11 protein-coding genes are annotated in these 11,697 nt (G+C 72.5%); 3 read left to right on the top strand and 8 right to left on the bottom strand.

The window, feature by feature from the left end; translation table 11 throughout:
- Positions 1-51 precede the first annotated feature (51 nt).
- Positions 52-1,293, bottom strand: a complete 1,242-nt coding sequence (locus tag SS2_RS02090) for an App1 family protein phosphatidate phosphatase (RefSeq protein ID WP_066460719.1) — start codon at positions 1,291-1,293, stop codon at positions 52-54.
- Between the two features lie 91 nt (positions 1,294-1,384).
- On the opposite strand from SS2_RS02090, the gene SS2_RS02085 reads away from it, so the two are divergent.
- The gene (locus SS2_RS02085) at positions 1,385-2,899 is read left to right on the top strand and encodes a hypothetical protein (RefSeq protein WP_066460718.1); all 1,515 of its coding nucleotides are present in this window, start codon (positions 1,385-1,387) and stop codon (positions 2,897-2,899) included.
- A 63-nt stretch (positions 2,900-2,962) separates the two neighbouring features.
- Here the strand turns inward: SS2_RS02085 and SS2_RS02080 are convergent, their stop codons facing one another.
- The 7 genes from SS2_RS02080 to SS2_RS02050 all read right to left on the bottom strand — a co-directional run bounded on the left by SS2_RS02080 (position 2,963) and on the right by SS2_RS02050 (position 9,935).
- Positions 2,963-3,505: a low molecular weight protein-tyrosine-phosphatase gene (locus SS2_RS02080; RefSeq protein WP_066460717.1), complete on the bottom strand. Its 543-nt coding sequence runs from the start codon at positions 3,503-3,505 to the stop codon at positions 2,963-2,965.
- A gap of 284 nt (positions 3,506-3,789) precedes the next feature.
- Entirely contained in the window at positions 3,790-4,563 is a 774-nt protein-coding gene (locus SS2_RS02075) for an ABC transporter ATP-binding protein (RefSeq protein ID WP_066460716.1), read from the bottom strand.
- Positions 4,560-5,396, bottom strand: a complete 837-nt coding sequence (locus tag SS2_RS02070) for an ABC transporter permease (RefSeq protein WP_217995557.1) — start codon at positions 5,394-5,396, stop codon at positions 4,560-4,562. The genes SS2_RS02075 and SS2_RS02070 overlap by 4 nt, the downstream gene beginning before the upstream one ends.
- Positions 5,393-6,424: an ABC transporter substrate-binding protein gene (locus SS2_RS02065; RefSeq protein ID WP_066460715.1), complete on the bottom strand. Its 1,032-nt coding sequence runs from the start codon at positions 6,422-6,424 to the stop codon at positions 5,393-5,395. The genes SS2_RS02070 and SS2_RS02065 overlap by 4 nt, the downstream gene beginning before the upstream one ends.
- Complete coding sequence (locus tag SS2_RS02060; protein ID WP_157607154.1) at positions 6,421-6,882, bottom strand: 4Fe-4S dicluster domain-containing protein; 462 nt, start codon at positions 6,880-6,882, stop codon at positions 6,421-6,423. Before SS2_RS02060 ends, SS2_RS02065 begins: the two co-directional genes overlap by 4 nt.
- The gene (locus tag SS2_RS02055) at positions 6,879-8,597 is read right to left on the bottom strand and encodes an FAD-dependent oxidoreductase (protein ID WP_066460714.1); all 1,719 of its coding nucleotides are present in this window, start codon (positions 8,595-8,597) and stop codon (positions 6,879-6,881) included. Before SS2_RS02055 ends, SS2_RS02060 begins: the two co-directional genes overlap by 4 nt.
- A gap of 423 nt (positions 8,598-9,020) precedes the next feature.
- Positions 9,021-9,935 carry a LysR family transcriptional regulator gene (locus SS2_RS02050; protein WP_066460713.1) on the bottom strand — a complete coding sequence of 305 codons (915 nt, stop codon included), beginning with the start codon at positions 9,933-9,935 and terminating at the stop codon, positions 9,021-9,023.
- Positions 9,936-10,077: 142 nt separating this feature from the next.
- Here SS2_RS02050 and SS2_RS02045 point away from each other — a divergent pair, with 142 nt between their 5' ends.
- Both SS2_RS02045 and SS2_RS02040 read left to right on the top strand, forming a co-directional pair.
- Complete coding sequence (locus SS2_RS02045; protein ID WP_066460712.1) at positions 10,078-10,524, top strand: CBU_0592 family membrane protein; 447 nt, start codon at positions 10,078-10,080, stop codon at positions 10,522-10,524.
- Positions 10,525-11,619 carry an LLM class flavin-dependent oxidoreductase gene (locus SS2_RS02040; RefSeq protein WP_066460711.1) on the top strand — a complete coding sequence of 365 codons (1,095 nt, stop codon included), beginning with the start codon at positions 10,525-10,527 and terminating at the stop codon, positions 11,617-11,619.
- Positions 11,620-11,697: the final 78 nt, after the last annotated feature.

Raw genomic sequence — 11,697 nt, 5'->3', positions numbered from 1 at the left:
AGTGCGGGATGTCGGCTGCTCGCCCGGACCCCGGGGCACCGTGCGGTCGCCTCAGTGAGCGGGGCGGTGGGTGGACCGTGCGGGGATCACGCCGGCGGCGCGCAGCTGGCGGGCGAGCGCCTCGCCATCGGGGCCACGGACCTCAGGGACATCCGTGCCGGACACGGTCCCGCCGTCGGACCGGGCGGCGTCGGTGGGTGCGGGCGCACCGTGGGCGAAGACGTGCTGACCGGGTGAGAGCTCCCGGATGACGACGGCGCGCACCTCCTCCGGGTGCGCTCGGGCGAAGGCGCGGTAGATCTGCGGGTCGTGCTGACCGTCGTCGCCCACCAGGACCCAGCGCACGTGCGGGAGCTCCCTCGCCAGACGTTCCAGGACGCGGTGCTTGTGCTCGGGGCCGCTGCGGAACCATCCGGTGTTCGTCGGTCCCCAGTCGGTCAGGAGCAGCGGGCCGGCCGGGAAGCGGTGGTGGGCGAGGAACCGGCGGATCGCGGGGGCCACGTTCCAGGCGTTGGTGGACAGGTAGACCACCGGCATCGACGTCCCGAGCGCACCGAGGTCGGCGTAGAGCCGAGACATCCCCGGGACCGGGCGGCGGGCGTCCTCGTGCAGCACGAGCAGGTTCCAGATCGCGGTCAGGGGACGCGGCAGCATCGTCACCATGACGGTGTCGTCGATGTCGCTCACGAGTCCGGTGCACGGCTGCGTGGACATGACCCGGACCGGTGCCGCCACGGCCGGGCCCCCCTCGGGGATGACCTGCACGTCGTGCCAGCCGGCGTCCAGGTGCGCAGGGAGGGTCACGTCGACGTAGCCGCCACGGTCGGTCAGCACCTCGTGCACGACGTCGCCGACGACCACCGTGACCCGCGCACCCGGGAGCTGCGCGGTGACGAAGCTGCGCCAGCCGCGCACCGCCAGCAGCGGGTCTGGCGTGCGGGTGCGGTCACGGCGCCGCCGTGGCTGCGGGGCGGAGTCCTCGGGCAGCGCGGAGGGGTCGGCCGGCTCGTGGCGGCCGCGCTGGCGGGTGGGGTCGGTCGGGCCGACCGGGGCGAGCATCACGCGTGCCAGCACGCGGACCCAGCCCTCGGCTCCGTCGCCGGTCCCGTCGCCGGTCCCGTCGCTGGTCCCTTCCGCGGCTGCCGCGGCCAGGCCGTACCCGGTGTAGGGCTCGACCCGCGGCGCCCATCCACGGCGGCGCAAGGAGCGAGCAAGACCACGGTCGAAGCGCGACTCCCAACGCCCTGCCCAGTGCGGCCTGCTCGATGACTGGGTGTGTGACGAGGTGCTCATGGTGCAGCAGTCTTCCAGCCCTGGCTCCCTCGTGCGCGGCGGAGCAGCGTGTCATCAGGCGTTTCTTCGCTGGTCACAGGAGTATGGGGGGATGTCCTCAGCACCTCACGACTCCACAGAGCCGTCTCCCCCTGCCTCTGCCACCCCCCGCCCGCCGTGGCAGCGGACCGGGCTGGTGGCCGCGGTCGCCCTGGGTGGCGTCGCAGCGGTGACGGCGATCGCGCTGGGAGCCGACGCCTACTGGGGCGGCGAGGCGGAGAACCCCGTGGCGGCGTCCACCCCCGACCCGAGCCCCGCCCTGACGCAGGAGCCACCGTCCTCCCCCGAGCCGGTCGACCCCACAGCCCCGGCGGGCCCCACGGTCGACTACACCACGGAGCCGACCCAGGTGTGGCAGGTCAGCGCCCCCGACCTCATGTCCGGTGACCCGATGACCCTCGTCGCGCTCGCCGCCGGTGACCCGCTCGACCGGCCCAACAGCCAGGACACGGTGGTCGTGACGGTCGAGGCCGGCTCAGCAGCCGCTGTGGTCGGCCTGGACCGGGACAGCGGAGCAGTGTCGTGGCGCACCGATCTCGCCGGGTCGGTGTCCGTCGACTGTCACGTCGTGGGCACCGGAGCCTCAACCGTGTGCGTGACCGGCACGGACCTCCTCGACTCCGAGACCTGGGACGTGGCGACCTTCGAGACCAGCACCGGCACCGTCCAAGGGCGCGACAGCGTCACCTTCAAGCCGGTGACGGTCACCGAGATCAACGGAGACCTCGTCCTGGCGGGGAGCGCGCTCCTCACCGGCGCGCTGCACATGACGCGCGGCACCCCGGACGACCTTGACGCCCGCTGGCAGACGTCGTCGGAGAACGGATACGTACCGGCCACCGAGTACTACGGCGGGTTCCTCGTGGACGAGGGCACGGCGTGGTCCTACGTCTCGGGGGCAACCATGATCGTGGACCTGGCCACCGGCCAGGGGGAGAGCCTGTCCGCGGCGAGCAAGCAGACCAGCGCCCCGTGGCCGGGCGGGACCCTGCTGGAGTCCGTCACCGAGGTGGACGAGAATGCGCCGGAGCCCACCGCTGAGGTGGACGAGACCGTCACGGTGACCGTCACTCCCTCGGGTGCGGCGCCGTTCACCGCCGCCGGGAACGCATGGGCGCGACTGGGGTCCAGCGACGTGATGGAGGCCTTCGCCGGCGTCGGTGACGCCGCCTACGACTCGCGCACGGGCGTCGAGCTGTGGTCGGCCACGCCTGATCCCGAGGCGCTGTGGACGAGCTACACGGCCGTCGACGACCTCGTGCTGCACCAGACGTGGTGGGAGGAGTCCGTCACGATCGCCGCGGTCGACGCCCTCACCGGGGAGCCGCGCTGGACGAGCGGGACCCGCAGTGCCCTGCTCCTGTCCCGGACCGGCGACGCCCTGCTCGCCGACACGTCCTTCGGCATCGAGGCACTGCACCTGGGCACGGGCGAGACGGTGTGGTCGCTGGACTACACCGATCTCATGACCCAGGAGTCCTACACCTACGCAGCCGCGCACTCGGTCGCCGGGGAATCCCTGGTGACGACCTTCGACCAGCTCGTCACCGGCTACGCCTTCGACTGACGACCCACTGACGACGCCGTCGACTGAGCGGCCTCCCGGCAGCGCCTCGGCCGTCGGTGCGTCTCAGGCGCCTTCCAGCACGTCGCCCAGGCGCACCCGGGCCCACTCCACGATGCCGTCCGCGGCGGCCTCGACCTGGCTCAGGCAGACCTCGAAGTCGCTGATGTCCCCGTACCAGGGGTCTTCCACGTCGAGCAGGCGCTCCTGGGAGGAGTCCTGGGTGCGCGGGGCGGCCGGGTCGAAGGTGCGGAACATGATGATGTCGGCGACGGCGTCGGGCAGGCCGTGACGCAGGGCGAGGCGGCGCAGCTCGGCGGCGTGGACGGCGGTCATCGGCAGGACGAGGTCCCGTTCGCCGAGGTCCGCCGGACGCACCCGGCGAGCACGGTGCTCGGTGAGCGCGGGGTCGGAGTACCCGGCGGCGAGGAGCACCTGGCGGGCCCGGCGGTCCATCGGGTTGCCCTGCTCCTCGGAGCTGATCCCCGTGGAGTCGACGACGACCCGATCACCCAGCCCCGCGGCGTCGAGGCGTTCCCGCAGGACGACCTCGGCCATGGGCGAGCGGCAGATGTTGCCCGTGCAGACGGTCATGATGTGCAGCGTCATGGCTTCCATGATGCCTGAGACGCAGCGCCCATCGGGCATCTGCGGGCGGACCGGCCCAGGCCCGGGGAACTCGTCGGAGAAAAACCCTTGAGCCTCGCCCGGCTCAGGCGTAGCGTCGCTGGAACACACGAAAGGAGGTGGTCCAGAACATGATTTCTCCTAGGACACATGAGGTGGCGTCCCGCTAGTCGCCGTCAGGCGAGGGACGCTTCCGAAGCCCGTGGGAGCCGCGAATTCGTCCGCCGCGGCCGGTGCCGTTCACCAGCCCACGGGCTTTTCCACGCCTACCCCGCGACGCCGATCGCCTCCTCCACGCCGAGCTCGAGCAGCAGCTGACGGCGCAGGTCCCCGAAGCCCGGCACCCCGCGCCGGCGCGGCTTGGCGAAGGGCACCACGTGCTCGACCCCGACCTTGCCCTCCTGCAGCACGACGATGCGGTCCGCGAGCAGGATCGCCTCGTCGACGTCGTGGGTCACCAGCAGCACCGCAGGGCCGTGGGTGGCCCGCAGGTCCGCCACGAGAGCCTGCATCTTGATGCGGGTGAGCGCGTCCAGCGCGGCGAAGGGCTCGTCCAGGAGCAGCAGCTCGGGCTCGCGGACCAGCGCCCGGGCCAGGGCGACGCGCTGCGCCTCCCCGCCGGAGAGCGTCGTCGGCCAGGCGCGCTCGCGACCGCCCAGGCCCACCTCGGTCAACGCGGCGGAGGCGGCGTCGCGGACGCTACGGGTGCGCCGCTGGCCGAGGGTGACGTTGGCACCCACCCGCTTGGCAGCGATGAGCCGCGGCTCCTGGTAGACGACGGTGCGTCGGCGCGGGGTCAGCACGGTCCCGGAGTCGGTCGGCTCCAGCCCGGCGAGGATCCGCAGGAAGGTCGTCTTCCCGCTGCCGCTCGCCCCGAGCAGGGCGACGAACTCCCCCGGGGCGATGTCGAGGGTGAAGCCGTCGAGGATGGTCCGGTCGCCGAAGGACTTGGTCACGGCGTCGACGTGGACGGCGAGGGCGCCGGCCGGTCGTGCCTGGGCCGGGGCCGGGGTCGGCTGGACCTGTGCGGAGGTGGTCATGATCGCTTCCTGGAGTGCTTGTAGGGCAGGAGCGCGCGCTCGAGGAGGCGCACGAGGAGGTCGACGCCGAGGCCCCAGACCGCGTAGATGATGATGCAGAGCACGAGGATGTCGGTCTGGAAGTACTGCTGCGCGGAGGTCATGAGGAAGCCCAGGCCGCGCGGTGCGTTGGACTGCTCGGCGACGATGAGCGCGAGCAACGACACCGACAGGGACACCCGCAGGCCCACGAGGATCGACGGGATGGCCTCGGGCAGGATGACGTGACGTACGAGGCCGAGCCCGCGCAGCCCGAAGGTGCCGGCCGCCTCGAGGATCTTCTTGTCGACGTTGCGCACCCCGGAGTGGGCGTTGAGGTAGAGCGGGAACAGCGCGGCCGCGGCGATGATGACGATCTTGGGCAGCTCACCGATGCCGAACCACAGGATCAGCAGCGGTGCGATGGCCAGGAACGGGATGGTGCGCAGCATCTGCAGGGTCGGGTCGAGCAGCTGGTCGCCCAGGCGGAACAGCCCGGCCAGGATCCCCAGGCTGAGGCCGAGCGACCCGCCGATGGCGAAGCCGACGGCCACCCGGGACAGGGACACCGAGGCGTTGTCCCACAGCACCCCGTTGGCTGACAGGGTCTGGAAGGCGGTCCACACCGACTGCGGGGACGGGAAGACCTTGGGGTCGATGGCCCCGCTCGACGAGCCGAACCACCACGCCGCGAAGAGCGCGAGCGGAACCCCCGCCCGCAGCGCGGCCGAGATCCACGGCGCCTGATGAGACACCCGCCGCACGGCGGGCGTGACCAGCCCCGCCGTGGTCGACGCCGTGGTCAGCGCGGTCACTGGACGACCCAGCCGGCGACGTCGAAGGCCTCGGGGACGGTGCCCTGCTCGACGAGGAAGTCGAGGGTGGTGCCGATCGTCGCCAGGCCGTCGGGGTCGATCGCCTCAGTGCCGTAAGACCACAGCTCGGCGTCGTTGATGATGTCGACCGGGGACCCGGTCGCGTCCGAGAGCCACTGGGCGTAGGCGTCGGTGTCCTGGAGGATCTTGGCGCTGCCCGCCTCGGTGACCGCCCACACCGCGGCGGCGAGCTCGTCGTTGGCCTCGAGGGTGGCGCGGGAGGTCAGCACGACGGAGGTGGCGAGCAGGTCAGGGTCGTCCTCGCTGGCCTTGGACAGCACCGGGAAGTCGTTGACCGCGCGCCAGATCCCCGCGGTCGTGGCGGGCACCGGGACGGCGTCGATGTCCCCGCGCTGCAGCGCGGGGAGCGCGTCGGCGAAGAGCAGGTTGACGTACTCCACGGAGTCCGCGACGCCGTGCCGGGCCAGGACCGCGCGACCGTACTTGTCGAAGTTCGACCCGAACTGCAGCCCGACCTTCTTGCCGGCGAGCTCCTCGATGGTGGCCACCCCGCCGGTCTTGGTGAGGAACCAGATGTCCGAGCTCGGCTTGGCCACCACGAGCGCGGGCACGTCGAGGCCAGAGCCCTTGGCCTGCGTGGCGGGGGTGTCGCCGATGAAGCCGAGGTGGATGTCACCGGTCTGCAGCGCCTGCACGACGGGCGGGCCGTTGTTGAAGCCGACGAAGGCGTCGTAGACGAAGCCGTGCTCGGCGAGGATCGGGTCCGCGATCCCCGTCGCGACGGCGTAGCCGAAGGGTCCGGTGAGCACCGGGTCCTTGCCTGCCGCGCCGTTCCACGGTCCGCCGGTGACCAGCGGGGTCAGGGCAGCGTCGGAGGTCGTGGCCGGGCCGGTGGCCTCCGTCGCGTCAGAGGAGGAGCACGCGGCGAGGGCGGCGACGAGGCTGGTCACCGCGAGCGCGACGGTGAGGCGGCGAAGCGCAGAGGGACGGACGGGTGTGCGATTCATGGTGTGCTCCTGTGCAGGGTCTCCACCAGGCGGTGGTAGTCGACGGACGAGGACGGCAGGGGTGCTGTGGGTGGGGTGGGTGGGGTGGACGAGACGGTCGGTGAAGCGCTGGGCTGGTCGGCGGCGACACCGGCACCCGGCTCGGCTGCGGCGGTGACTGCGGCGGCGCCGGGCGTCGTGCGCCAGCCCACCCGGTCCCGGTAGAGGCCGAGCTGACCGGCGGCGCGCAACGCGTCGCCGTCGGCCATCGGGGAGCCGGGCCGCAGCGGGATCCGTGACGGAGCCACGAAGATCGCGTCCGCCGGGCAGTACGCCTCGCACTGGAAGCAGGTCTGGCAGTCGGAGTGGCGGGCGATGACCGGCACCCCGCCCTCGACGGCGTCGAAGACGTTCGTGGGGCAGATGCGCACGCAGATGTCGCACTCGGTGCAGCGGTCGACGTCCAGGATCTCGATCACGAGGTGGCTCCGGTCAGTGCGGGGACGGGCTGCGGTCCGGTGACCGGCAGCTCTGGGTCGACGGCGACCCACACCTCGTCCAGGCCGCCGGTGAGCAGGCGGTGCGTCTGGTGGGGGTCCTGGTCGGGGTGGTCGGTGCGGGTGTGCATCCCGCGGCTCTCGGTCCGCGCGAGCGCCGCCCGGCTGGCCCACCGGCCCATCGCGAGCATGCCGGCGGCCTCCCGGGTGCGGATCTCGGTGGCGCCGCGCCCGGTCAGGGTCTCCGGGGCGGCCGCCCACGCGCGGTCGAGCACGGTGAGGGTGCTGGTCAGGCTGGCCGCGCTGCGGAAGGCGGACTTCGTGATGGGCAGCAGCTCGGCCTGGGTCGCGGCGACCACGGACCGCCAGGCGCGCTCGTCGGTGCCCGGGCCGGCGCGGTGCAGGCCGATGGTGCCGGTGCGGGTGAGCGCGGCCGGCGTCAGGCCGTGGCGGTGCCCGGCTGTGCCGGCGCCGCGGGCGAAGCGCGCGGCCGAGGTGCCCGACCACGTGCCCGAGGCGATGGCCCACGAGAGGTTCGGTCCCCCGGCGCCGGTCGCGGCGCCGACGATCCGGTCCCGCGCTGCGACGTCACCGGCGGCGTACAGCCCCGGGACCCCCACGGTGCCGCTGCGATCCAGGACGTGCAGGCCGCCGGTGCCGCGCACGGTGCCCTCGTTCACCCAGTCGATGGGGAAGCGCTCGGTGAAGGGGTTCACCCCGAGCTTGTCGGTGACCATGAAGAAGTTGGGCATGGCGGCGCGCAGCTGCGGCCACAGGTCCGGGGTGAACTGCGTGAACTGGGCGGTGATGGTGCCCTGGGTCGAGGCGGAGAGCAGCTCGGCGCGGCTCACGTGCAGGTCGGCGTACTCGATCGGGGCGCCGGTGTGGTCCCAGTAGGAGGCGTGGACGAAGAACCCGTTCTTGTCCATGCTCGTGCCGAAGGGGACCATGCCGTAGAAGTTGGAGAACTCCATGCTCGACAGGTGCGCCCCGACCTCCGCACCCATGAGGTGCCCGTCACCGGTGTTGACATCCCCGCCCAGGGAGTGGCTCTTCCACGTGGTCCCGCCGGTGGCCAGCACGACGGCGCCGGCGCCGACCGCCCACGCCCGGCCCACCTGACGCTGGTAGCCGCGAGCGCCGGAGACGACGCCGGCGGCGTCGACGAGGAGCTCGAGGGCAGGGCTGTGGTCGAGGACGACGACGCCAGACTTCTTGACCTTGCCGCGCAGGAAGCGCAGGTAGTCCGGGGCGGGGCCGTTGAAGGCGCGGTCGGCGGGACCGGTGCCGAAGAGGCGGTTGGCACCGCGGACCCCGCGACGTTCCCAGCCCCAGCCGGGCAGCTCCGCGGTACGGTCCCAGGCGACGTCGAGGGTCGCGTCGGTCCAGGTGCGGTCGGTGAGGAAGGCGCCGGCGCGCTCGCGCCGACCGATCTCCTCGTCACGGCGGGCGACCTCCGGGGCGACGAGCCAGTGCCCGACGCCCGACGTCGCCGCGACCCCGCTCGAGCCGCAGTGCCCCTTGTCGACGAGCACCACGGAGGCACCGGCCTCTGCGGCTGCGATCGCCGACCACGTCGCGGCTGGTCCCCCACCGATGACGAGGACGTCGGTGAGCAGCTCCAGGGGGTCGGTGAGGTCGGCGGAGTCGGTGAGGATGACGGGTCTTGGGGCGCGCGGGGCCCGCACAGTGGTCATAGGGGTGTCCTTGAGTGCCGCGACTGCACGGTCGCGGTGAGGGGTGAGAGCGGGGCCGGGGGTGATGCCCAGGGCGGGGGGCGTCGTGCGCTGTCAGTGCTGGAGCAGCACGGGTGCGCGGTCGTCGCAGGCGACCGGCGACGAGGGCGCCGGGTGAGGGCGCGGGGCGGCAGGTCGGCGTGCAGATCCAGATCTAGGCGAGCAGATCCGGTGGAGCGGGATCAGGCCGGACAGCACCGGGCGCGCAGGCAGCGTCGCGCGTCGCTCACCACGGCGGTGAGGGGCATTGCTGGCATCTGCGGGCTCATAGGTCAAAGGTCCCATGGTGTCCGCAAGGTGGCCATACCCGTCTCGCGCCTCGGGAGAAGGTTTCGCCAGGTTTCGCCCGGTGAACGGCCACCGCCCGGGGTCAGCGGGGACGGCTCAGCCGAGGTACCCGAGGTCGAGGGTGACCACCTGGGCCACGAGGGCGTCGATGACCGCTCGCACGGCCGGCGTCGGCTCGTGGCGGTTGCCGCGGTGGCGGGCGGCGATGTGGCGCATGCCCAGCCCGGCGATCGGCACGACGTCGACCGCGGTGAGGTCGGCGCCCTCCAGGGCGAGGGCGGGCAGCAGCGCGACGCCCTGGCCGGCTGCCACGAGGGCGATGGCCACCTCGTAGGAGTAGTAGCTGTGCAGGGTCGGCCGGTTCGGGCGGGCGAGGTCGACGACGCGGGTCAGCGCGCGGGCGGCCGCCGTCGACTTCTCCGCGCCGATCCACGTGACGTCCGTGAGGTCCTGCAGGCTGGTGGGCACGGCCATGGACGAGGGGACGGCCACCCGCCACGGCTCGTCGAGCAGCGGCACCTCGCGGAAGCCGCGCGGCACCGGGCGCTCGGCGGAGGAGTCGTGCTCGACGATCGCGACGTCGTACTCCCCGCTGCGCAGGCCGCGGTTCGCCTCCTCGGTCTCCACCTCGTGGACGGTGATCTCGATTCCCGGCGCCGTCACGGCCAGGTCGGCGAGCATGGGCGCCACGACAGAACGGGTGATCGTCTGGAAGGCGCCGATCGCCACGCGCCCGCTGACGTCCGGGCCGATCGTGGCGATCTGCTTGCGGGCCTCCACGAGCTCGGACTCGATGCGCTCGGCAGCCTCGGCGAGCATGATCCCGACGGCGGTCAGCGTCACTCCGCGCGGTCCGCGGTGGAGGACCTCGACGCCCTCCTCGGCCTCGAGCTTGGCGATCTGCTGAGAGATCGCCGACGGCGTGAGGTGCAGCAGATCGGCCGCGGCGACGACCCCGCCGGCCCGGTGGACGGCAAGGAGAACACCAAGCCTTTTCGCGTCAAGAACCATGTAGCGATGCTACATGGGGTTTGGAGTTTGATTCGATTGTGCTAAACGACTTTTGGCCCCACCATTGAGGTACCTCGAGGGGGCGACGCCGGTGGCTCGGCTCGTTTTTCTCGTTCACCCCACCCTTTTTCAGGAGACAGCTATGTCCACCGCCGCTGAGCTCGCAGTCACCCTCGCCGGGTGGACTGGTGCCCTGTCCACCGTCTTTGCGTACGGGATGGTCACGGCCAAGCGGATCACACCGGACTCGCTGCTCTTCCAGGGGCTGAACATCGTCGGTGCCGGGCTGCTCGCCGTCAGCGCCTCGACCTACGGCGCCTGGCCCTCGGCTGTGGTGAACGTCATCTGGGTGGCCATCGGCGTCTGGGCCCTGATGACCCTCCTCAACCAGCGGGCGCGCCTCGTGGCCGCTGCCGTCGTCGAGCCCGCCCTCCTGCTCGGCGCCACGGACACCATCCCGGTCGCCGTCTTCGACGGCGCCGAGCAGGACCGCCTGTCCGCACGCCAGGCCGAGGAGTTCCTCGCCCAGGAGGACGCGGTCGCCCCGCTCGCACGGAATAGCGCGCACCACGCCCCAGTTGCAGTGTGAGTGACCTCGACCCTCTCAGCACTCCCTGACCCGTCCGCGCCCACCACCCCCGTCGCCGCACTCTCGGTCCTCGACCTCATCCCCGTCAGGACCGACCAGACGACCTCTGACGCCCTGGCCGCCAGCACCCGCCTGGCACAGACCGCCGACGAGCTCGGCTTCCGGCGGTACTGGGTGGCCGAGCACCACAACATGCCGGCCGTGGCCTCGACCAACCCCGCCGTGCTCATCGCCCTGCTGGCCTCCGCGACGCAGCAGATCAGCATCGGGTCCGGTGGCGTCATGCTGCCCAACCACGCCCCGCTCGTCGTCGCCGAGCAGTTCGCCCTGCTCGAGGCGGCCTTCCCGGGCCGCATCGACCTCGGGATCGGACGGGCCCCTGGGTCTGACCCCGTCACCAGCCACATGCTGCGTTCCGGCGCTGCCCGCGGCACCGACTCCGTGGACACCTTCCCCGACGACGTGCGGGACACGATCGACCTCATGTCCCCCGGCGGCGTCCTGCTCGACCTGCGCGGACGCACCTACCCGCTGTCAGCGACGCCGCGCGCCACGAGCGTCCCGGACGTCTGGCTCCTCGGCTCCTCCATGTACTCCGCCCAGCTCGCCGCGGCCCTGGGCCTGCCCTACGTCTTCGCCCACCACTTCGCCGGGCAGGGCACGGCCGAGGCGATGGCGGCCTACCGCTCGTCCTACCGCCCGTCCGAGGCCTACCCGGAGCCGCGGACCTTCGCGATCATCAACGCCGTCGTCGCCGAGACGGCCGAGGACGCCGAGCGCCAGGCGCTGCCCTACATCCGGTCCATGATCCGTCTGCGCACCGGTGGCGAGATGGGCCCCGTCGAGCTCATCGAGGACGCCGAGGCTGCCGGCATCGCCCCCGAGCACGCCGGGCTCGCCCAGCAGATCCGCTCCACCTGGGCCATCGGCACGCCCGACGTCGCCGCTCGCCAGGTGCGTGCCCTCGCCGAGCTCGTGGGCACCGACGAGGTCATGCTCTCCCCCGTCGGATCGGCCCACGCCGGCACGGACCCGCGCACCGCTACCACCCGTGAGGCCACCCTGCGGCTGATGGCAGCCGAGCTGCTCGGCTGACCACCGGTCGCCCGGCCACGGGGGCGCCGCCTGCGTTATCTGGCGGCGCCCCCTTGGTATCCTGCAGTGCCGGTACGC

Origin of the sequence: Sanguibacter suarezii NBRC 16159 (genome assembly GCF_001552735.1) — a bacterium.
Taxonomy (GTDB): Bacteria; Actinomycetota; Actinomycetes; order Actinomycetales; family Cellulomonadaceae; genus Sanguibacter; species Sanguibacter suarezii.
Note: the sequence above shows the minus strand (reverse complement) of the source record. Positions and strands in the feature narration are given on the sequence as shown.

What these genes read in the sequence shown, in the direction of transcription:
- SS2_RS02090 (WP_066460719.1), bottom strand. Translation starts at nt 1,293, where the DNA reads ATGAGCACCTCGTCACACACCCAGTCATCGAGCAGGCCGCACTGGGCA.
- SS2_RS02085 (WP_066460718.1), top strand. Translation starts at nt 1,385, where the DNA reads ATGTCCTCAGCACCTCACGACTCCACAGAGCCGTCTCCCCCTGCCTCT.
- SS2_RS02080 (WP_066460717.1), bottom strand. Translation starts at nt 3,505, where the DNA reads ATGACGCTGCACATCATGACCGTCTGCACGGGCAACATCTGCCGCTCG.
- SS2_RS02075 (WP_066460716.1), bottom strand. Translation starts at nt 4,563, where the DNA reads ATGACCACCTCCGCACAGGTCCAGCCGACCCCGGCCCCGGCCCAGGCA.
- SS2_RS02065 (WP_066460715.1), bottom strand. Translation starts at nt 6,424, where the DNA reads ATGAATCGCACACCCGTCCGTCCCTCTGCGCTTCGCCGCCTCACCGTC.
- SS2_RS02055 (WP_066460714.1), bottom strand. Translation starts at nt 8,597, where the DNA reads ATGACCACTGTGCGGGCCCCGCGCGCCCCAAGACCCGTCATCCTCACC.
- SS2_RS02050 (WP_066460713.1), bottom strand. Translation starts at nt 9,935, where the DNA reads ATGGTTCTTGACGCGAAAAGGCTTGGTGTTCTCCTTGCCGTCCACCGG.
- SS2_RS02045 (WP_066460712.1), top strand. Translation starts at nt 10,078, where the DNA reads ATGTCCACCGCCGCTGAGCTCGCAGTCACCCTCGCCGGGTGGACTGGT.